This is a genomic window from Mycobacteriales bacterium (assembly GCA_036497565.1).
GTDB lineage: Bacteria > Actinomycetota > Actinomycetes > Mycobacteriales > QHCD01 > DASXJE01.
Window position 1 is genome coordinate 20,462 of the sequence record DASXJE010000147.1, and the last position, 20,589, is coordinate 41,050.

The window sequence follows — 20,589 nt, forward strand, 5'->3', positions numbered from 1 at the left end:
GACCGCACCCACGGCCTCAGCGATCAGCCGCGGCCTTCGCGGCCGCCTTGCGCTCCTTCTTGTAGGCCCGCACCCGGACCAATGATGCGTCGTCGGTGATGTCGGCGACCGAGCGGTAGACGTCCTTCTCGCCGTAGTCCCCCGCCGCCTCGCGCCAGCCCTGGGGCGTGACGCCGTACTGCTTGCCGAGCAGCGCGACGGTGATCCGCGCCTTGGCATCACCGAAGCCGGGCAGCGCCTTCAGCCGGCGGAACAGGGTCGCCCCGTCCGGTACGTCGGACCAGATCCGGTCGGCCTGCCCGCCGTAGTCGTCGACCAGTAGTCGACACATCGCCTGCACCCGGCCCGCCATCGAGCCGGGGAATCGGTGCAGCGCCGGTGGGCGGGCGAACACGGCGGCCAACTCCTCGGGATCGGCCCCGGCGATGTCCGCGGCGTCGAGGTCGTGACCGAGGCGGGCGGAAAGCTCGTACGGCCCGACGAAGGCCTTCTCCATCGGCACCTGCTGGTCGAGGACGAGGCCGATGAGCAGGGCCAGCGGATCGCGGCCCAGCAGATCGTCGGCCGGGGCCGACTGGGCGAGCACCATCTTTCGCGACGTCATGCGGCTAGCCTGGCACGCCGACCGGCAGAATGCTCCCGTGCCAGGGACCGGATCTGCGACCAGCCTGCCGGACACCCCATGAGAGCCGTGGTGCAGCGGGTCACCTCGGCCGGCGTTTCCGTAGCGGGTGACGTCATCGCCGAGATCGGCACCGGCCTCGTCGTCCTCGTCGGCGTCACCCACGACGACAACCCGGAGAAGGCCGCGACGCTCGCCCGCAAGGTGCACGAGTTGCGGATCCTGCCCGGGGACCGCTCGGTCGCCGACCTCGGTGCCGAGGTGCTGGTGATCAGCCAGTTCACCCTCTACGCCGACACCCGCAAGGGCCGCCGGCCCTCGTGGTCGGCCGCCGCCCCGGCCGCGGTCGCCGAGCCCCTCGTCGAGGCCGTCGTGGCCGCCCTCCGCAGCCGCGGGGCCAGGGTGGCGACCGGCCGATTCGGCGCCCACATGACGCTCAGCCTGGTCAACGACGGGCCGGTGACCGTTCCGGTCGAGGTCTGATCACCGGGTCGGACATTCCGTGTGACCAAGCTCACAAGGGTCGGCGGAGGCGAGGCTGCCTGCCGCGTGCCCACGCGGGAACATCGCGGGGCCGCCGACGTTGGAGAAGGTGACTGACGAGATCACAGCACGAGGGGAGGCAGTCATGGCCGAGACCCACACTTCACCGCCGCGCCGCACCGCGGCTGTCGAGCCCAGAATAACTTCACGACGCCACCGCACCCAGCGCGGGACACCACTGACCGGAGCGGGCGTCAACGGGGATACCACGTCGACGGCGGTCGACGACGCGCCGGCGGCCTCCGCCGACCTGGTCCGCGTATACCTCAATGAGATCGGCAAGGTCACCCTGCTCACCGCGGAGCAGGAGGTCGACCTGTCCAAGCGGATCGAGGCAGGCCTCTACGCCGCACACCTGCTCGCCGACGACGAGACCACGAAGACGCGCGCCAAGCGCCGCGATCTGCAGACCCTCGTCACCGACGGGTCGCGGGCGAAGGATCACCTGCTGGAGGCCAACCTGCGGCTGGTCGTGTCGCTGGCCAAGCGTTACACCGGCCACGGCATGCCGTTCCTGGACCTCATCCAGGAGGGCAACGTCGGCCTCATCAGGGCGGTCGAGAAGTTCGACTACACCAAGGGCTTCAAGTTCTCGACCTACGCGACCTGGTGGATCCGCCAGGCGATCACCCGGGCGATGGCCGATCAGGGCCGCACGATCCGTCTCCCGGTCCACATGGTCGAGCAGGTCAACAAGCTCGCCCGCACCCGCCGGCTGCTGCACCAGCAGCTCGGCCGCGACGCGACCGACGAGGAGCTGGCCGCCGAGCTCGACCTCGAACCGAGCCGGATCGCCGAGCTCACGGCGCACGCCCGTGACCTGGTGAGCCTCGACCAGAATGTCGGCGACGACGGCGAGAGCCAGCTCGGCGACTTCATCGAGGACACCGACGCGACCATCGCCGAGGACGCCGTGACGTTCCGGCTGATGCGCGAACAGCTCAACGACGTGCTGTCGACCCTCGAAGCGCGGGAGCAGCAGGTGTTGCGCCTGCGCTACGGGCTGGACGACGGAAAGCCCCGCACCCTCGACGAGATCGGCCGGACCTTCGGTCTGAGCCGGGAGCGGATCCGCCAGATCGAGCGCGAGACGATGACGAAGCTGCGTCATCCCTCGCGGTCACGTTCGCTCCGCGACTACGTCGAGTAGGTCGCTCCGCGACTACGTCGAGTAGGTCGCTGTCGAGTAGGTCACCTTCGCATTACCGCAAACGGCGCGGGCCGGTATCGGCCCGCGCCGTTGCTTGTCCGATCCGCGCCGTTGCGGCGAGCACGCTGAGGCCGGAGCCGGCCACCAGCACCGGATCCAGCGTCAACGAGAGCAGCTCGGGCAGATCCTCGGCCAGCCGGCCGACCCGGGCGACCAGATCCTCGGCGGCGCCGAGGTCGACCGGCTCCGCCCCGCGGTACCCGGACAGCAGCGGTGCCGCCCGGGGTGCCCGCACCAGGCGGGCCGCGTCGAGGTCGGAGACCGGCGTCGGCGCATAGGCGCGGTCGCCGAGCAGCTCCGTCGCGACGCCACCCACCCCGAAGGACACCAGTGCCCCGAACGTCGGATCGTCGATGACGCCGACCACGATCGCGACGCCGTTCGGCGCCATCGCCTGCACCTCCACCTCGGGTATGTCGCCGGGGATCCCGTGGTAGGCCGCCACGATTGCCTCGTCGTCCCCGAGATCGAGGCGTACGCCGCCCAGATCCGGGCGGTGCCGCAGCCACGCCGCGGTCGACTTCACGGCGACCGGATAGCCGACCGCACGGGCCGCGGCGACCGCGCCCTGCGCCGTATCGACGACCTGTGCCGGCCACAGCCTGATGCCGTAGGCAGCGAGCAGCCGGCCCACCTCGCCGCGGGTCAGCTCCCGCCCGGCCGGGTCGTCGGCCAGCACGGCGGCCACCACGTCCTTCGCCGTTGCGGTGTCCACCTCGGGGAGCTCGGGCACCGCACCGACGGCCCGGTCCCGCCATTCTGCGTAGCGCACGGCCTTCGCCAGGGCGATGACAGCCCGCTCCGGTGAGGGATAGGACGGGACCGAGCCGCGCACGGGTGCGCCGGTCGGGCCGAGCCGGCGCAGCTGCTGCGGCACGCCTTCGGCGGCGAGGAACGTCGAGGCGACCGGCTTGCCGCAGTCGTCGGTGACCTCCCGGATGACGTGCGCGAATTCGGCGCCCGAGGTGATCAACGCGGGGGCGAACACGACCACGATCGCATCGACCCCGTCGTCGGCGACCACGGCCCGCAGCGCGGTGGCGAAGCGCTCCGGGGTCGGGTCCGGCCCCAGGTCGACCGGGTGACCGGAGGCGACCTGCAGACCGGATCCGAGGGACGCGTCGACCACGAGTGTCCCGAGGGCCGAGGAGTTGCCGACGACGCCGACCCGCCGGCCCGCAGGCAGCGGCTGGTAGGCCAGCAGCTGCGCGACGTCGAGCAGGTCCGCGACGGTGTCGACCTGGACGACCCCGATCTCGGCGAACAATGCGTCCACGCTCGCCTCGGGCACGCTCGGAACCTGCCCGGCAGTCCCGGCCGACGCGCCGGCCTGCCGCCCGCTCCGGACCACCGCCACCGGCTTCCGGCGGGCGAGCTGGCGGGCCAGCCGGGCGAACTTGCGCGGGTTGCCGAAGCTCTCCAGCCACAGCAGGACGACGTCGGTGGCCGGGTCGCGGGCCCAGTACTGGAGCAGGTCGTTGCCGCTCACGTCGGCCCGGTTGCCCGCCGAGACGAACGTGGAGAGACCGAGACCCCGCTCGGTCGCCGCCGCCAAGGTCGCGATGCCCAGTGCCCCGGACTGGCAGAAGAAGCCGACGGAGCCCGCGGCAGGTGCAACCGGCGCGAGGCTGGCGTTGAGCCGGACCGCGGGGGCGGAGTTGATGACACCGAGGCAGTTGGGTCCCACGACCCGCATTCCGTTGGCCCGCGCGGCGGCGACCAGGGCGCGCTCGGCCTCCCGCCCGGCGGGGTCGCGTTCCCCGAACCCGGCCGACACCACCACCAGCGCCCGGACCCGCTTGCGGGCACACTGCCCGACCACATCGGCGACCACCGCGGCCGGAACGGCGACCACCGCGAGGTCCACGTCGTCGGGGATGTCGAGCACGCTGGCGTAGGCAGGGACCCCGCCGACGTGCCGCGCCTCGGCGTTCACCGGGAACACCGGCCCGGCGAACTCGTAGCCCAGCAGGTGGGCGAGCACGATGTGCCCGACCTTGCCCGGGTCGGCGCTGGCGCCGATGACCGCGACCGAGCGGGGCGTCAGCAGCCGTTCGATCGACCGCGCCTCCGACCGCTGCTCCCGCTCGAAGGCGACCGCGACGGAGGTGTCGGTCGGCTCGATCGGGAAGGTCAGCCGGACGACCCCGCTCTCGTACGTGCGGCTGGCCGAGTAGCCGGCGTCGAGGAAGATCCGGACCATCCGCGGGTTCTCCGCGAGTACGTCGGCGACGAACCGGCGCAGCCGGCGTTCCCGGGCGGCGGCGGCCAGGTGTTCGAGGAGCACCGATCCCAGGCCCCGGCCCTGGTGGGCGTCCTCGACGACGAACGCGACCTCCGCGTCGGCGGTCTCCTCGATCCGCTCGTACCGCGCGACCGCGATCAACGCCGTGCCGAGCTCGGCGACCAGGGCGACCCGGTCGGTGTGGTCGACGTGGATGAACCGGTGCAGGTCCTTGTCCGGGATCCGCGGGTAGGCGCCGAAGTAGCGCAGGTAGCGGGTCCGTTCCGACAGTCGTCCGTGCAGCGCGCGGATCCGCTCGCCGTCGTCCGGCCGGATCGGCCGCAGGTGCACCGTGCCGCCGTCGGAGGCGACCACGTCGGCCTCCCAGTCCGGGGGGTAGGCCGGACCGGACGGATCCGTGACGACGCCGGCGCCACCCCCGGACATCGTCAGTCCCGCGGATCGTCCGGGTCGAGGCCGTGCAGCGGGAACACCGCCCGGCGGGTGGCGCCGATCGCCCGGTCGACGGCGTCGACCCCGTCCGGCTGCCAGGGCGTCCAGGACAGGTCCCCGTCGTCGGTCATCCGGGTGGGCGGCTCGGCCCGCAGCCCGCGCCGCCGTACCCCGTCGGCCCAGGCCGCGGGAATCTCGGTGGCCGGGTCGATCGGGTCGCCGGTGACCTCGGCCAGCAGGTGGGTCCAGGCCCGGGGCACGCAGCGCACCAACCCGTATCCGCCGCCGCCGAGCGCCACCCACCGGCCGCCGCACAGCTCGTGCGCGAGCCGGTGCAGCTCGGCGTAGGAAGCCCGCTGGCCGTCCACGGTCAGGGCCAGGTTGGCGAGCGGGTCCTCGCGATGGGTGTCACAACCGGACTGGGTGACCAGCACGTCCGGCGCGAAGGCGCGGAGCAGGCTCGGCACCACCGCGTGGAAGGCCCGCAACCACCCCCGGTCGTCAGTACCCGCCGGGAGCGCGACATTGACCGCCGTTCCGGCCGCCTCGCCGCGCCCGACCTCGTCGGGAAAGCCGGTGCCGGGGAACAGCGTGAGCGGGCTCTCGTGCAGGCTCACCGTCAGCACCCGGGGGTCGTCGGCGAACGCCTCCTGGACGCCGTCGCCGTGATGGACGTCGACGTCGACGTAGGCGACCCGGGCCGCACCCCGGCGGAGCAGGCCGGCGATGGCCAGCGACGCGTCGTTGTAGACGCAGAAGCCCGATGCCGCGGCCGGCATCGCGTGGTGCAGGCCGCCGGCGATGTTGATCGCGTGCTGGACCGCACCGGACCAGACCAGCTCACCGGCGGCGACGCTGCCGCCGGCGATGAGGGCGGCCGAATCGTGCATGCCGGGGAAGACGGGATTGTCGGGGGTGCCGAGACCGGACCCGACGTAACCGGGGTCCGTGCTCGCCTTGCGCACCGCCTCGACGTACGCCGGGTCGTGGACCATCGTCAGCGTCTCGTCGGTGGCCGGCTCCGGCGTGATCATCCGCACCGCCGGCCGGTCGAGGACGCCGTAGCCGCGGGCGAGTTCCATGGTCAGGGCGAGCCGCACCGGGTGCAGCGGGTGGGTCGGCCCCATGTTGTAGGCCAGGTACGCGTCGTCCCAGAACACCGCCACGGAATCGCTCACGGGATCGACCGTACCGGGACCGAACGTCGCGATTCGCCGCATCCGCCCGGCGGGCCACCTACGATCCAGATCACGGACGACTGCGGAACGGACCGGCTGTGACGCACCGATGGAAGCTCCTCGCCGCTGCAGCACTCGTGACCGCGGCCGCCACCGGCTGCGGCACGGCGGTCGCCGGGGCCGGGACGTTCGTCGCCGGCCCGAGCCCGTCGAGCGGGCCGAGCGGCGGCGGGATCGACACCTCGCACCCGTCGGCGAGCGCCGCGCCGTCCGTGTCACCCTCCGCCTCGCCGTCCTCGGTACCGGCCGCGTCGCCCTCCGCCGGGTCGACGCCGACACCCTCAGCCGGCGCGTCGGGCGACCTGCCGAACGGCGCGATCTGCACGATGGTGAGCCCCGCCGATCTCCGGCAGATCTTCGGGACCACCCCGCAGGCCAAGCGGTCCACCTTCGGCGCCGGCTGCACCTTCTCCGGCGCCGGGGTGTTCGTAATCGTCGACGAGTTCAGCACCTTCACGGTCGCCGAGCAGAAGTCGGAGAACAACGGGCGCGACACGACCGTGTCCGGGCATCCGGCCGCGGTCCTCGACGGCGGCGACATCGTCGTCGCCGAAGGCAGAAGCGCCACCGGTGAGGGCGTGCTCAAGGCCTACACCGACACCGATGCGACCTCGCAGCGGATCGGTCGAGCCCTGCTGGAGAAGGTGCTCCCGCACTTCGCGACGAACTAGCGCGGGACGCTCAGGGCTGGTCGCCGGTGGCGACGGGTCGGTCCGGGTCGCGCACCCATTCACTCCACGACCCCACATAGAGCGCGGCCGGCACGCCTGCGAGTCGCAGCGCCAGTACCTCGTGGGCGGCGGTGACCCCCGACCCGCAGTAGGCGCCGGTCGAGACGCCGTCGGACGCCCCGAGTACGCCGAACCGTTCGTGCAACTGCTCCGGCGGGAGGAACCGTCCGGTCGCGTCGACGTTTCCGGTGGTCGGTGCGTTGCGGGCACCGGGCACGTGTCCGGCCACCGGGTCGACCGGCTCCTGCTCGCCGCGGTAGCGCTGCGGGCTGCGGGCGTCGAGCAGCAGCCCGGTCCGTGCGACGTCCGCGGCCCCGGCCGCATCCAGGGTCGGCATGTCCCCGGGTCGGACCGAGACGTCGCCGGCCGGCGGCGTGGGCACCTCGTCCACCACTGGTCGACCGGATCGCAGCCAGGCCCCGAGGCCGCCGTCGAGCACCCGGACCGGCTGGTGGCCGGCCCAGCGCAGCACCCACCAGGCCCGGGCGGCGCTGGTCGAGTCGGCGGCGTCGTAGACCACCACCGGCGTGCCGGCCGAGATGCCCCAGCGGCGCATGGCGTCCTGCAGCGGCCCGGGGTCGGGCAGCGGATGGCGGCCGCGGGCCCCTGGCCGGCCGGCAAGGTCCCGGTCGAGGTCGACGAACACCGCGCCGGGCAGGTGGCCCTCGGCGTACTGCTGTACGCCGGGCGGACCGGTCAGGCTCCAGCGCACGTCGAGCAGGACCGGGGGGTGCGGCGTGGCCAGGGCCGCCGCGAGCTCGTCCGGATCGATGAGGTCGTCCACGGCCGACAGTCTGCCGCACGCGGCGGGTCGCGCCGCGCCGTACCATCGCAAGGGTGAGCGACCTCATCGACACCACGGAGATGTACCTCCGGACGGTGTATGAACTCGAAGAAGAGGGGGTCGTGCCGCTGCGCGCCCGCATCGCCGAGCGGCTCAAGCAGAGCGGTCCGACCGTCAGCCAGACCGTGGCCCGGATGGAGCGCGACGGCCTCGTCGCGGTCGAGGGCGACCGGCACCTCGTCCTGTCCCCCACCGGCCACAGCCTCGCCGTCGCGGTGATGCGCAAACACCGGCTCGCCGAACTGCTGCTCATCCGGATCATCGGCATGGACTGGGAGGACGTCCACACCGAAGCCTGCCGGTGGGAGCACGTCATGTCCGAGCAGGTCGAGCGCAAGATCTACTCGCTGCTCGACAACCCGACCGAGTGCCCGCACGGCAACCCGATCCCGGGTCTGGCCGACCTGGGCGGCATCGACCTGCCGAAGACCGCGAAACACCTCACCACCCTGCGGGCGGCCGCCGTCGAGGGCGGCGCCTCGGTCGTCGTACGGCGGATCAGCGAGCAGATCCAGCCGGACGCGGCGATCATGCACGCGCTCCGGGAGGCCGGCCTGCAGCCGGATCAGCGGGTGAAGGTGCACCCGGACACCCGCGGCGGCGTACGGGCCAACGCCGACGGACACCCCGAGGCCACCTTCGACGACGTCGTGGCCACCCACGTGTTCGTCACCGCCGACTGACCGGCGCGGGGTGGCGCCGGGACTTTTCGGGTGACCGGCAAATCGGTGATCAGTAACGTGTCGCGTAGTGGCGTCACAACCGAGGAGTGGAACTTGCCTTCGCACCCAGCCGACCCAGCCCCCTCAGGACGCACCACCGCCTCCGCCGGCCCGGAGGCTCCGCCGGCGCCGGCCGTCTCCCCGGTCGACGCGAAGCGGGATCACCGCGACGCGGCACCCGGGTCGGCATCGGCCGGCCACGCCTTCGCCGATCTCGCCGACTACGTCGCGATCCCCCGCCTCGGCGGTCTCGCACTGTCGCCGGACGGCACCCGGCTCGTGACCAGCGTGTCGACCCTCTCCGCCGACAAGAAGAAGTACGTCACGGCGCTGTGGGAGATCGACCCGGCGGGCGCGCGGTCGCCGCGCCGGCTCACCCGCTCGGCGCCCGGCGAATCCCAGCCGGTCTTCCTGTCCGACGGCGGTCTGCTGTTCACCTCGAAGCGCCCCGATCCGCAGGTCGACGACCCGGACACCGACCGTCCCGCGCTCTGGCTGCTTCCCGACGGGGCCGGTGAGGCCCGCCAGATCGCCGCGCGCCCGGGCGGGATCGGCTCCGTCGCGGCGGCCCGCGACGCCGCCGCGATCGTCTTCAGCTCCGACGTCCTGCCGGGTGCCGCGACCAGCGACGAGGACAAGGCGAAGCGCACGGCCCGCAAGGACGCCGGCGTGTCGGCGATCCTGCACCGCAGCTATCCGGTGCGTTACTGGGACCACGACATCGGCCCCGCGCAGACCCGGGTGTTCGCCGCCGACGCCGTACAGCAGGCCGACGAACGGCTCGACGACCCGCGCGACCTGACGCCGACCCCCGAGGGCCGGGTGGGCGGCGACATCGTCATCAGCCCAGACGGAACACTCGTCGCCTACGGCTGGGACGTCGACGACGAGGCGGGATCGCGCCGGGCGACGATCGTGATCGCCGACCGGGCGACCGGGGATCGCCGTACCGTCGTCGACGACGCGGGATTCGAATACGGGCAGCCCGCGTTCAGCCCCGACAGCAGCACGCTGGTCTGCGTCCGCGACACGATGCCCACGTGGTCCGACGCCCCGCGCACCTCGCTCTGGCAGGTCGATCTGGCGACCGGCGACGGCCGCGCTCTCGCGTCGTCGTTCCCCGGCTGGCCGATGCACCCGACGTTCTCGGCGGACGGTACGGCGGTGTTCTTCCTCGCCGACGAAGCCGGCCACGCTCCGGTCTTCCGCCTCGACCTGACCACCGACGTCGTGACCCGGCTGACGGCCCACGGGGCGCACAGCGACCTGGTCGTGTCCCGGGACGGCGCGCATCTCTACGCGATGCGCACGAGCTACGCCCAGCCGGCGACACCGGTCCGGCTGGATCCGTCGACGACGGATCAGGAGGGTGCGACGCTGTCGGGCCCGGGCGACGTCGGCACTCTGCCCGGCACCGTCGTCGAGGTGTCCACGCACGCCGACGACGGCACGCCGCTGCGGGCCTGGCTGGTGCTTCCGGACGGCGCCTCCGCGACCGCCCCCGCACCGCTGCTGCTGTGGATCCACGGCGGCCCGTTGTCGAGTTGGAACGCCTGGTCCTGGCGCTGGAACCCCTGGCTGCTCGCCTCCCAGGGCTACGCCGTCCTACTCCCCGACCCGGCCCTGTCCACCGGTTACGGACAGGACTTCATCGATCGCGGATGGGGAACCTGGGGCGACCGGCCGTTCACGGACCTGATGTCCATCACCGACGCCACCTGTGCACGGGACGACATCGACGACACGCGCACCGCGGCCATGGGCGGCTCGTTCGGCGGCTACATGGCCAACTGGGTCGCCACGCACACCGACCGGTTCAAGGCGATCGTGACGCACGCGAGCCTCTGGGACCTCGAAGGATTTTCCGGCACCACCGACGTCGCGTGGTACTGGCAGCGGGAGTTCGGCGACCCGCTCGCGACCAAGGAGCGCTACGAAGCCAACTCCCCCCATCTGTTCGTCCGCGACATCCGCACCCCGATGCTGGTGGTGCACGGCGACAAGGACTACCGGGTTCCGATCGGCGAGGGTCTGAAGCTGTGGTGGGACCTCGTGCGACACCAGGTCGATTCGTCGTTCCTCTACTTCCCGGACGAGAACCACTGGGTGCTGACGCCCGGGAACGCGAAGGTCTGGTACGACACGGTGCGGGCATTCCTGGCCCACCACGTCCTCGGCGAGCCGTGGCGTCAGCCCGACATGGTGTGACGGGAGCAGCCGGACGGTAGACGCGCTGAGTCATCGCGGGTCGCGCCACACGGCGGGGTCGATGCCACAGTCCAATGCCTGCTCCAGCAGGGTCGCGAGCGCGTAGCCACCGTCGCTGCGTAATGCCCGTTCGACGGCGATCCGGGCCAGGGCGCCGTTGCCGTCCCGCCAGGCGCACCATGCCAGGACCGTGTACGGAGCGACGTCGTAGGGTGCGGTGGCCCGCCGGGCGAGCTGCATCGACAGCGACTGCATCGCCGCCGAATCATCTCCCGCCGCGTAACCACAACAGTGGTCCCGGATCCCGATGTCACGAAGCGCTACGAGCAGGCGCGCCGCCCCGTCGTCGTCGAGTCGCGTCCGGCCGCTCCGCTGCCCGGCGACCGCGGCTGCCACCTCATCGACCACGCCCGCCCGGTAGCGGCGATCGTCATCGCCGCCGCGGGCGTCGGCGCGGGCCTGCGCGTCGGCGACGAGTGCGGCGACGGCCGCCCGGTCGGCGGCGGCCGCCGGCTCGACCGAGCGCTCCAGACTCCCGCGATCGGGTGCGGCGACAAGACCGGCGACGGTGGCCGCGGCGACGACCGGAGACGGGCGGTCGGCCGGGGCGATCCGATGACCCTCCGGTGGGCAGCACGATCGGTCGTCGCAGAGGTAGGACCACCAGCGGTCCCTGGTCACCAGCAGCGCCTCGTCGACCTCGATGCCCCGCATGCGGACCTTCCGCGTGACGCGGTCGGCCAGGCGGGCGTCGGGCAGCGCCCGACGCGCAGTACCGGCTTTGCCGGCGTCGGTCCCGCTCACCTGGTCGCGGTAGATCAGGACCATCACGCCGCGCGCGCCGGCTCGGGCCAGGTGGGTCGCGCAGCTGTCGAGGGCCTCCGATCCAGATCGCACGCCGTCGAGGTCGATCCGCAGGGTGAGACCCACCCGGCGCTTGGAGCCGCGGAGCGACACCAGCACCAGACTCTCGGTCGGCCAGAACCCCACGAGGTAGGGCACGAGGTCCACCAGATCGCGCGGGCAGGTGATGCGGATGACGGGTTGGTCTGTGGACGGTGCTTCGGCTGGGGTCATGGCCAGCACGCTGCTCCGCGCACCCCGACGGGACCAGATCGGCGGCGCATCGGTGGATGCCGTCGCGGACTGTGGACGGGCGGTTGCCGATGGGCGATGCGTGCGGTCAGGCTGGGGAGTTTGCCTGTAGCGCCGGCGCGCAGAACCCCCACCTCCCCGGCCCGGTGGCCCGGGCCCGTGCGATGCTGCGCGCATGAGCGATCCCAGGACTGTGCCCGCGATCGGCGTACGCGACCTCCGCCTCAAGGTGCTCCGGCACCTCGAGGAACTGGTTCGCGAGGCGCTGGACAACGACCAGCTTGATCTCGGCTCCGCAGCGCGGATCGCCGACGCATTGTTGTCGCTCCTCGACGCCTCCGACGACCTCGACGCGCGGGGCCGGGTGGCGGTCCGCGGGGCGATCGACTACTTCGTCCTCAACCGGGACGAGCAGCCCGACCTCGACAGCCGGAGCGGGTTCGACGACGACGCGCGCATCGTCAACGAGACCTGCGACGCGGTGGGTCTGCCGGAGCTCAAGATCCGGGTCGGCTGACCGGATCGCCGTCCGACGCGGAGCTACGGCGGATCGCGTCGAGTGCCGCCGCGTTGCCGAACGCGTCGTCGACGGCGAGATGTCGCGGCGCTTCCTCCCCCCGCAGGACCGCATGGATGTGCTGGATCGCCGCGGTGAAGGGCGGATCCGCCTCGCCGGACCGCTCGATGACGATCGTGCCGTCCGGCCGGCGCAGCTGGATCGTGTCGGTGATGCCGCCGTGGAACGGGCTGGTCAGGCGCATTTCACCGGCGGTGCCGAGCACCCGGGCCGTCGTGTCGCGCGCCTTCGTGAAACTGCAGGAGAACAACAACCGCCGCCCACCGGGGAAGTCGAGCGTGCCCCAGGTCTCGGCGTCCACGCCCGTTTCGGCGAGCACCTGCGACGTCTTGGCGGACTCCGGTTCGGCGCCGAACACGAGCCGCGCCCACCGAACGGGGTAGCAGCCCACGTCGGCGAGCGCGCCGCCGGACAGGTCGGCGGAGAACCGGATGTCGGCCCGATCGCCGAGGTCGAAATGGAAGGCGGAGTGGATCTCGCGGATCTCGCCGATCGCGCCGTCGTCGATCAGGCTGCGCACCCGCGCCGTCTGGCTCTGGAAGGGAAAGACAAACGCCTCCCACAGCGGGCGCTCCGCGGCTGCCGCGGCAGCGAGCACCTGCTCGGTCTGCTCGACGTCGTCGCAGAGCGGTTTTTCGCAGAGCACCGCCTTGCCCGCCTGCAGCGCGGCGATGGTCCATCGGGCGTGCAACGCATTCGGGAGCGGAACGTAGACCGCGTCGACGGCCGGATCGTCGATCGCCGCCCGGTAGTCGCCCGCGGTGCGTCGTACGCCGTGCCGGCGGGCGAACGCGTCGGTGCGACCCGGGTCGCGGCCGGCGACGACCTCCGCGATCCCGCCACCGGCGGCGTCGAGCCCGGGGACGAAGGACCGGGCGGCGATCCTCGCCGCACCGAGAATCGCCCAGCGGACCGGGTCCTGCCGCTCGCCCTCGCCGACCATCGACTCCTCCTCGCGTCCGGTGTCGGCAGTCACGCTATCGGCCGGCGCCACGAATACCCATCGACCTGTCCCACGCCGGTATCGGTGTCATGCTGGCTGCAGGACGCGTCAATGGGGAGGCGGCACGCCATGGCCACACTGAGCCCTGGCCTGACTGCGGTTCCCCAGCCCGCGGTTCCGAGACGGCAGATGGACGCCCTGTCGCGGTTCTACGGCAACGTGACCTGGACCGGCACGATCGAGGCGGGCGCGACCGGACCGGGCACACCGGCGATGACGGTGGCCGGACGCGGTGTCCAGCACCACATCCAGGACGGTCTGTGGGTCGTCGCAGACTACGAGCAGGACCAGTTCCTGTCCGACGGAACCTTCGTCCTGACGTGGAAGGTGCACTGGGTGACGGGCTGGGACGCCCAGGCGGGCGAATACCGCGCGGTGCTGACCGACAACAACGCCCAGGCGGCCATCATGCGCGGCCGTATCGACGGAGACGTGCTCACCTACGAGACGTTCGGCGACGGTCCGATGCGGCTGCGGCTCCGCTGGGACGGGACGGCGGCGCCCGACGTGAAGTTCACCAGCGAGATGTCGCGAGGTGGCGGGCCGTGGTCGCTCGCCGAGACCTACACGATGACGCCTGCATAACCCAAACCACGGCCATCAGACGGCCGACCCCGCCATCATCGTGCGCGCTACTCGCAAACCCGGGCCGACTGTGCGAGTAGGACGCACGATGTCGCGTGCGACCTCGACGCAGCGATGCTGCCCCGGTCCCCTCCAGGAGGACCGGGGCAGCATCGGCGTACGGGCGGTGTGCTGAGGTCCGCTCAGCTGCAGCCGCTGGTGGAGCCGCATCCTTCACAGACGTAGCAGGAACCGGCCGGGCGCATCTTCGTCCCGCAGGTGAGGCACAGCGGGGCGTCGGCGGCCTTTCCCTGCACGGCCTCGATCAGCTCGGTCGAGGAATGCACCCCCGGGTCGCTGACCTCGGTCGCCCCGTCGGTCCCGGTCGTCGCAGACCGCTCCACCGGTGCCGACGCCGCGGCACCTTCCCGATCGAACTCCTCATCGTCGCCACCCGACCCGTAGGTCGTGGCCACCTGTGCGGAGCGCTCGGCGGCGGTGAAGATGCCGAGCTCCGTGCGCTGCTCCAGCGACAGGTGGTCGAGCGCGAGCCGCCGGAAGATGTAGTCGATCACCGACTGCGCGATGCGGATGTCGGGGTCGTCGGTCATCCCGGCCGGCTCGAACCGCATGTTGACGAACTTGCGGACGTAGCTCTCCAGCGGCACGCCGTACTGCAGCGCGATCGAGATCGCGATGGAGAAGGCGTCCATCACGCCGGCCAGCGTCGAACCCTGCTTGCCGAGCTTGAGGAAGACCTCACCGAGCCCGTCGTCGGGGTAGGAACCGGCAGTCATGTAACCCTCGGCCCCACCGACGGCGAACGACGTCGTGTTGCTCGGCCGGGACTTCGGCAGCCGGGTCCTGGTCGGGCGGGCCACCTCGACGATCTGCGGGTCGGCGGTCGCCTTCTTCGCCCGCGCGTCGGACAGCGGCTGACCGACCTTGCAGTTGTCGCGGTAGATGGCGAGCGCCTTCACCCCGAGCCGCCAGCCCTCGGAGTAGATGCGCTCGATGTCCTCGACCGCCGCCGCCTCCGGCATGTTGACGGTCTTGGAGATGGCCCCGGAGATGAACGGCTGTACGGCGCCCATCATCCGCACGTGGCCCATCGGGGAGATCGACCGCTCACCCATCGCGCAGTCGAACACCTCGTAGTGCTCGGGCCGCAGGCCCGGTGCGTCGACGACATGCCCGTGCTCGGCGATGTATTCGACGATCGCCTCGACCTGCTCCTCCTGGTAACCCATCCTGCGCAGCGCCCGCGGCACCGTCTGGTTGACGATCTGCATCGAACCGCCGCCGACGAGCTTCTTGAACTTGACCAGAGCCAGGTCGGGCTCCACCCCGGTCGTGTCGCAGTCCATCATCAGGCCGATGGTGCCGGTCGGGGCGAGGACGGACGCCTGCGCGTTGCGCCACCCGTTCTTCTCACCGACCTTCAGGCCACGCCGCCACTGAGTGGTCGCCTCACGCAGCACGGCGGCATCGTCGGTGCCGACCGCACGGACCTCGTCGTTGGCCGCGGCGTGCTTGCGCATCACCCGCTGGTGCGCGGAGGAGTTGCGGGCGTAGCCGTCGTAGGGGCCGACGACGCCGGCCAGCTCCGCGGAGCGCCGGTAGGCCGTGCCGGTCATCAGCGACGTGATGGCGCCCGCGAGCGCCCGCCCGCCGGCGGAGTCGTAGGCGTGCCCGGTGGCCATCAGCAGCGCGCCGAGGTTGGCGTAGCCGATGCCCAGCTGCCGGTAGGCACGGGTCGTGTCGCCGATCGCCTCGGTGGGGAAGTCGGCGAAGCAGATGGAGATGTCCATCGCCGTGATCACGATCTCGACGGCCTTGACGAACGTCGCTGCGTCGAAGGTCCCGTCGTCCCGCAGGAACTTCAGCAGGTTGAGCGAGGCGAGGTTGCAGGACGAGTTGTCCAGGCTCATGTACTCCGAGCAGGGGTTGCTGGCCGTGATCCGGCCGGTCTCGGGGTTGGTGTGCCAGTCGTTGATGGTGTCGTCGTACTGGATCCCCGGGTCGGCGCATTCCCATGCCGCCGTGGCCATCTTGCGGAACAGCGTGCGCGCGTCGACCTTCTCGAGCACCTCACCGGTGAGCCGTCCCCGCAGCCCGAAATCCGTGCCGTCCTGCACCGCCCGCATGAACTCGTCGGAGACCCGCACCGAGTTGTTGGCGTTCTGATATTGCACGCTCGCGATGTCGCGGCCACCGAGATCCATGTCGAAGCCGGCGTCGCGCAACGCGCGGATCTTGTCCTCCTCGCGCGACTTCGTCTCGATGAACTCCTCGATGTCGGGGTGGTCGACGTCGAGGACGACCATCTTGGCGGCCCGGCGGGTCGCTCCGCCCGACTTGATCGTGCCGGCCGAGGCGTCCGCGCCGCGCATGAAGCTGACCGGGCCGGACGCCGTCCCGCCCGAGGACAGCAACTCCTTGCTGGATCGGATGCGCGAGAGGTTGAGCCCCGAGCCGGAGCCGCCCTTGAAGATCAGTCCCTCTTCGCGGTACCAGTTCAGGATCGAGTCCATCGTGTCGTCGACGGCGAGGATGAAGCAGGCCGAGACCTGTTGCGGTGCGCTCGTCCCCACGTTGAACCAGACCGGCGAGTTGAAGCTGAACACCTGGTGCAGCAGCATCCAGGTGAGCTCCTGGGCGAAGATCTCCGCGTCGCCCTCGGACGCGAAGTAGCCGTTGTCGACTCCGGCCGCGTGGTAGCGCCCGACGACCCGGTCGATGAGCTGACGCAGGCTCACCTCGCGCTGCGGTGTGCCGACCGCGCCCCGGAAGTACTTCGTCGTGACAATGTTGGCCGCGTTGACGCTCCAGAACTCGGGGAACTCCACGCCCCGCTGTTCGAAGTTGACCGTGCCGTCGCGCCAGTTGGTCATCACCACGTCGCGCCGCTGCCAGGTCACCTCGTCATAGGGATGCACACCCTCCTGGGTGTAGACGCGGTTGACCCGAAGCCCGTCCGAAGGGCGGGCAGATCCGTCGGAGCGGGTCGATGGGCGGCCGGTGGTCTCGGTCATGACCGGGTTCCCTTCGTCGTGGCAGCGGTCTCGTCGGTGGCGCAGTTCGGTGGTGCTGGTTCAGCACTGCAGGTCATCGGTGGTACTGGTCTTGCGGGCGCCCTACGGAGTCGGCGTCGACTGTCGGCGCAGGGTCTGGATCTCGGCCTCGAAGTCCGCGATCGAGTCGAACGAGCGGTAGACGCTGGCGAAGCGCAGGTAGGCCACCTCGTCCAACTCGCGGAGCGGGCCGAGGATCGCCAGGCCTACCTCGTGGCTCGGGATCTCGGCCGATCCGGTCGCCCGGACGGCGTCCTCGACGGACTGGGCGAGCAGGGCCAGGGCGTCCTCGTCGACCGGCCGGCCCTGGCAGGCCCGCCGTACGCCGTCGACGACCTTGGTGCGGCTGAAGGGCTCCGTGACGCCGCTCCGCTTGATCACGGCCAGGGTGGGCTCCTCGACGGTGGTAAACCGTCGCGAGCACTCCGGACACGACCGACGGCGACGGATCACCTGACCGTCGTCGACCTCGCGGGAGTCGACCACCCGCGAGTCGCCGAACTTGCAGTACGGACAGCGCATGGTTCCTCCTCCCCCGATCGGCGGGCCGTCTCGCGGCGGTCTCGCCCGGTCAGCGCTGGTCAGTCTGTGTGGTGTCCGCCGGCCCCGTTGTGGATAACACTGCGGACAACCTGTGCACCGGCTGAGGACAACCCAACCCAACCTGTGTACAACTTACACCAGTGTAACCACAAGATGTAGTAGTGGACAGTAGGCCGCCATCTCCCGCTGCGCAACCCCGGCGCGCCCGCTGCAACGGCCCGATTTCGGCAGCACGGTGGCCGTCGATCCACCGTGGCGGAAACCCCGGGGAACCTCGCTCAGGGGACATCTCGCGGCACCGCGAGGCGCTCACCCGGTCGCAGCGCGGCACTGGAGAGGTGATTGCGGGCCCGCAGCGCGGCCACGACGTCCCGCGGGTCCCGATCGGGTGCAACGGAGTGCGCGATCGACCACAGCGTGTCTCCGGCGCGCACGACCACCGCCGTGGACGACGCCGGCGTCATGCCCGGCGCCGCATCGGTCCGGGTCGCCAGCGCGTGCCCGCCGACCCCGAGGGAACCGACCACCAGGGCCCCGATCGCCGAGGCGGCGAGCCGGCGGCCACGCCGGGTCAACCGGACCGGATGCCGGTGCGGATGCCGGTCGGCCCGCGGCGGGTGCGCCGCGGGCGCCGAGCGGAGGGCGGTGACCGGAACCGGAAACTCGATGATCACGCACTGCCCTCCGGGCGAGGGCGAGGGCGACGCGGCCGGACGCGGCCGGGCCGCCGATGAGCCGGAGAGGCGGATGTCGCAGGCGATGGACACGATGACTCCCTGCCGTCAGAGCCCGACCTGGCGACCTGCTCGACGGGTCGAGCGGCCGATCGGTCGAACGGGTGTTCGATTCGAACGCCTGTGCGATGTCTACCACGGGGCTCCGACAACTCCGAGTCGTCCCGGCGTGTCGTTCGAACAGATGTTTGGATCGCCGGGCGAAAGTCGCTACCGTTCAGGGCACGCCGGAAGAGACAAACCGGATGATCCCGTCCGCCGGCTCGGTCGAGCGCCGTCCATGGCAGCCGACCGGGTGGCGGGCGATGGGCAGGGAGGCAACGTGAGCGGCCGGTCGCAGAACACCCGTGGAGCTGGCGCCGAGGACGGCGGCCGGAAGAGCAGCCCGCGCGCGTCGGGTGCCCCGAAAGCACGCCGGAAAGCACCTCAGAAGGCAACCGCTGCCAAGAAACCGTCGGGCGCCGGGGCGCGGGCGACGTCGGCGGTGCGGTCGCTCCCCGATGGTCCGGCGGACGCGAGCGGCCTGACCACGCGGCAACGGCGGGTGCTCGAGGTGATCCGCGACTCGGTCGACCGGCGCGGATATCCGCCCAGCGTCCGGGAGATCGGGGAGGCGGTCGGCCTCACCTCGACGTCCAGCGTCGCCCATCAGCTCACGACGCTCGAGCGGAAAGGCCTGCTGCGGCGCGACCCCAACCGCCCGCGGGCGGTGGACGTCCGGATACCCGGGGCGGCCGCCGCGTCCGTCGGAGCGGATTCAAGTGCGCCGACGGCCGACGATCAGCACCCCACCCCCACCTACGTCCCGGTTGTGGGCCGGATCGCCGCCGGAGGTCCGATCCTCGCCGAGCAGGCCGTGGAGGACGTCTTCCCGCTGCCGCGGGCGCTGGTCGGCGAGGGCACCCTCTTCCTGCTGCGGGTCGCCGGTGACTCGATGGTGGACGCCGCGATCACCGACGGCGACTGGGTCGTGGTGCGCCAGCAGCAGGTCGCCGAGAACGGCGACATCGTTGCGGCGATGATCGACGGCGAGGCCACCGTGAAGACCTTCCGGCGGCGCGACGGCCATGCCTGGCTGCTGCCGCACAACCCGGCCTACGCACCCATTCCCGGGGACGAGGCGACCATCCTCGGTCGCGTCGTGACCGTGCTCCGCAAGGTCTGATTCAGGCGGGCAGCACCCGGCGCCGGTCGAAGATGCGGTGCAGCACCCACAGCAGGACGATGCCGACGGCGCCGCCGGCCACCAGGTCCGACAGCCAGTGGTAGTTGAGCAGCAGCATCCCGACCGCGGTGAGCACGGGCGCGACATACCGGAGCCGATCGAGCATCCGGCGTAGCACGTCGGGAGCGCCGTAGTCGGCCGCCAACCAGGCCGCCAGGCCCCACATCACCACCGCATTGGGCACATGGCCCGACGGATAGGACTCGCCCCCGGCGTGCAGCAGATCCGTCGTCGGCGCCGTGCGGCCCACCCCGAGCTTGAACGCGTAGACGGTGAGCGTGAGCAGGATCAGGGCGGCCACGAGACGGGACAGCGGCTCCCAGGTCCGCCGGCGCCAGGCGAGCAGCGACGCGAATCCCCCGACGACGATCAGGACCTCCGCCCGGCCACCGAACAGGGTGAGCGCATAGAGCACGTCACCGGGCCAGGGCCGGTTTCGAAGTCCCGACCCGGCCAGCTGACTGCTGATCGAGGCGTCCAGTCGCGTCCACGGCCCGCGGAGCAGCACATCAGCGCTGATCCAGGCGACAAGAAGCAGACACACCGCCACCAGCCGCCGCCCGGGCGGATGGGCCGGCCCGGCGCCTCCCGGCGCACGACGAACATCCGCCGGCGCCCCGGTCGCGCGGACCGGACGTGCCGCGGGGGAAGGTCGGCTAGGCGCCACTCGCCGGTGGCGCGGGCGGCGTCCCCGACTCGGCGGCGCTCGACTGCTGCGCTGCCGCGGTCGGTGCCGGCTTCGCCGCTTCGATCACCGGCGGGGTCTTCGCGGTCGACTCACTGGCCGGTTCCTCGTCGTGCATGCCCTTCATCTCGGACTTGAAGATGCGCAACGACCGCCCGACTGAGCGGGTGGCGTCGGGCAGCTTCTTGTATCCGAAGAGGGCCAAGAAGACCACGGCAACGATCAGCAAGTGCCACGGGCTGAGCTCACCCAGCATTAGCCTGCTCCTGTCGGTTCGACGTGCCTGCCCGCTTA

General features: G+C 71.6%; 18 protein-coding genes and 1 pseudogene. 8 read left to right on the top strand and 11 right to left on the bottom strand.

Annotated features, from left to right (window positions below):
• Positions 1-16: 16 nt before the first annotated feature.
• Complete coding sequence (locus tag VGH85_12590; protein HEY2174637.1) at positions 17-604, bottom strand: HhH-GPD-type base excision DNA repair protein; 588 nt, start codon at positions 602-604, stop codon at positions 17-19.
• Between the two features lie 78 nt (positions 605-682).
• Here VGH85_12590 and dtd point away from each other — a divergent pair, with 78 nt between their 5' ends.
• On the top strand, positions 683-1,105 hold the full coding sequence (gene dtd / locus VGH85_12595; GenBank protein ID HEY2174638.1) for a D-aminoacyl-tRNA deacylase: 423 nt from the start codon (positions 683-685) through the stop codon (positions 1,103-1,105).
• 34 nt (positions 1,106-1,139) lie between these two features.
• Positions 1,140-2,315: pseudogene (gene sigB, locus VGH85_12600) on the top strand (RNA polymerase sigma factor SigB).
• A 52-nt stretch (positions 2,316-2,367) separates the two neighbouring features.
• Here the strand turns inward: sigB and VGH85_12605 are convergent.
• Together VGH85_12605 and VGH85_12610 are read right to left on the bottom strand one after the other, a co-directional pair.
• A complete protein-coding gene (locus tag VGH85_12605) occupies positions 2,368-5,046 on the bottom strand; it encodes a GNAT family N-acetyltransferase (GenBank protein ID HEY2174639.1) in 2,679 nt (892 codons plus the stop codon).
• 2 nt (positions 5,047-5,048) lie between these two features.
• Positions 5,049-6,230 (bottom strand): acetoin utilization protein AcuC, encoded by a 1,182-nt coding sequence (locus tag VGH85_12610; protein HEY2174640.1) that lies wholly within the window; start codon positions 6,228-6,230, stop codon positions 5,049-5,051.
• Positions 6,231-6,328: 98 nt separating this feature from the next.
• On the opposite strand from VGH85_12610, the gene VGH85_12615 reads away from it, so the two are divergent.
• Positions 6,329-6,961, top strand: coding sequence for a hypothetical protein (locus VGH85_12615; protein ID HEY2174641.1), 633 nt, complete (start codon positions 6,329-6,331; stop codon positions 6,959-6,961).
• 10 nt (positions 6,962-6,971) lie between these two features.
• Here the strand turns inward: VGH85_12615 and VGH85_12620 are convergent, their stop codons facing one another.
• Positions 6,972-7,805: a sulfurtransferase gene (locus VGH85_12620; GenBank protein ID HEY2174642.1), complete on the bottom strand. Its 834-nt coding sequence runs from the start codon at positions 7,803-7,805 to the stop codon at positions 6,972-6,974.
• Between the two features lie 53 nt (positions 7,806-7,858).
• Between VGH85_12620 and VGH85_12625 the strand changes: the two genes are divergently transcribed.
• The gene (locus VGH85_12625; GenBank protein HEY2174643.1) at positions 7,859-8,548 is read left to right on the top strand and encodes a metal-dependent transcriptional regulator; all 690 of its coding nucleotides are present in this window, start codon (positions 7,859-7,861) and stop codon (positions 8,546-8,548) included.
• A 270-nt stretch (positions 8,549-8,818) separates the two neighbouring features.
• Positions 8,819-10,795 (top strand): alpha/beta fold hydrolase, encoded by a 1,977-nt coding sequence (locus VGH85_12630; protein HEY2174644.1) that lies wholly within the window; start codon positions 8,819-8,821, stop codon positions 10,793-10,795.
• A gap of 30 nt (positions 10,796-10,825) precedes the next feature.
• Here VGH85_12630 and VGH85_12635 read toward each other — a convergent pair whose 3' ends face one another.
• The gene (locus tag VGH85_12635) at positions 10,826-11,872 is read right to left on the bottom strand and encodes a DUF4192 domain-containing protein (protein ID HEY2174645.1); all 1,047 of its coding nucleotides are present in this window, start codon (positions 11,870-11,872) and stop codon (positions 10,826-10,828) included.
• Between the two features lie 193 nt (positions 11,873-12,065).
• Between VGH85_12635 and VGH85_12640 the strand changes: the two genes are divergently transcribed.
• The gene (locus VGH85_12640) at positions 12,066-12,407 is read left to right on the top strand and encodes a hypothetical protein (GenBank protein ID HEY2174646.1); all 342 of its coding nucleotides are present in this window, start codon (positions 12,066-12,068) and stop codon (positions 12,405-12,407) included.
• On the opposite strand, the gene VGH85_12645 is transcribed toward VGH85_12640, so the two are convergent.
• A complete protein-coding gene (locus tag VGH85_12645) occupies positions 12,388-13,443 on the bottom strand; it encodes a Gfo/Idh/MocA family oxidoreductase (protein ID HEY2174647.1) in 1,056 nt (351 codons plus the stop codon). The two genes, VGH85_12640 and VGH85_12645, sit on opposite strands and share 20 nt — an antisense overlap.
• 156 nt (positions 13,444-13,599) lie before the next feature.
• On the opposite strand from VGH85_12645, the gene VGH85_12650 reads away from it, so the two are divergent.
• Positions 13,600-14,055, top strand: coding sequence for a DUF1579 family protein (locus VGH85_12650; GenBank protein HEY2174648.1), 456 nt, complete (start codon positions 13,600-13,602; stop codon positions 14,053-14,055).
• Positions 14,056-14,237: 182 nt separating this feature from the next.
• Here VGH85_12650 and VGH85_12655 read toward each other — a convergent pair whose 3' ends face one another.
• The 3 genes from VGH85_12655 to VGH85_12665 all read right to left on the bottom strand — a co-directional run bounded on the left by VGH85_12655 (position 14,238) and on the right by VGH85_12665 (position 18,418).
• Positions 14,238-17,069: a vitamin B12-dependent ribonucleotide reductase gene (locus tag VGH85_12655; GenBank protein HEY2174649.1), complete on the bottom strand. Its 2,832-nt coding sequence runs from the start codon at positions 17,067-17,069 to the stop codon at positions 14,238-14,240.
• 102 nt (positions 17,070-17,171) lie between these two features.
• Positions 17,172-17,630, bottom strand: a complete 459-nt coding sequence (gene nrdR / locus VGH85_12660; GenBank protein HEY2174650.1) for a transcriptional regulator NrdR — start codon at positions 17,628-17,630, stop codon at positions 17,172-17,174.
• Between the two features lie 299 nt (positions 17,631-17,929).
• A complete protein-coding gene (locus VGH85_12665) occupies positions 17,930-18,418 on the bottom strand; it encodes a LysM peptidoglycan-binding domain-containing protein (protein HEY2174651.1) in 489 nt (162 codons plus the stop codon).
• 451 nt (positions 18,419-18,869) lie between these two features.
• On the opposite strand from VGH85_12665, the gene lexA reads away from it, so the two are divergent.
• Entirely contained in the window at positions 18,870-19,550 is a 681-nt protein-coding gene (lexA, locus tag VGH85_12670; GenBank protein ID HEY2174652.1) for a transcriptional repressor LexA, read from the top strand.
• 1 nt (position 19,551) lies between these two features.
• Here lexA and VGH85_12675 read toward each other — a convergent pair whose 3' ends face one another.
• On the bottom strand, positions 19,552-20,160 hold the full coding sequence (locus VGH85_12675) for a phosphatase PAP2 family protein (GenBank protein ID HEY2174653.1): 609 nt from the start codon (positions 20,158-20,160) through the stop codon (positions 19,552-19,554).
• 106 nt (positions 20,161-20,266) lie between these two features.
• Positions 20,267-20,548: a Sec-independent protein translocase subunit TatA gene (gene tatA / locus VGH85_12680; protein HEY2174654.1), complete on the bottom strand. Its 282-nt coding sequence runs from the start codon at positions 20,546-20,548 to the stop codon at positions 20,267-20,269.
• Positions 20,549-20,589: the final 41 nt, after the last annotated feature.

Bases quoted from the DNA above. Each gene is read 5' to 3' on its own strand.
- VGH85_12590 (HEY2174637.1), bottom strand. From the start codon at position 604: ATGACGTCGCGAAAGATGGTGCTCGCCCAGTCGGCCCCGGCCGACGAT.
- dtd (HEY2174638.1), top strand. From the start codon at position 683: ATGAGAGCCGTGGTGCAGCGGGTCACCTCGGCCGGCGTTTCCGTAGCG.
- VGH85_12605 (HEY2174639.1), bottom strand. From the start codon at position 5,046: ATGTCCGGGGGTGGCGCCGGCGTCGTCACGGATCCGTCCGGTCCGGCC.
- VGH85_12635 (HEY2174645.1), bottom strand. From the start codon at position 11,872: ATGACCCCAGCCGAAGCACCGTCCACAGACCAACCCGTCATCCGCATC.
- VGH85_12640 (HEY2174646.1), top strand. From the start codon at position 12,066: ATGAGCGATCCCAGGACTGTGCCCGCGATCGGCGTACGCGACCTCCGC.
- VGH85_12650 (HEY2174648.1), top strand. From the start codon at position 13,600: ATGGACGCCCTGTCGCGGTTCTACGGCAACGTGACCTGGACCGGCACG.
- VGH85_12655 (HEY2174649.1), bottom strand. From the start codon at position 17,069: ATGACCGAGACCACCGGCCGCCCATCGACCCGCTCCGACGGATCTGCC.
- nrdR (HEY2174650.1), bottom strand. From the start codon at position 17,630: ATGCGCTGTCCGTACTGCAAGTTCGGCGACTCGCGGGTGGTCGACTCC.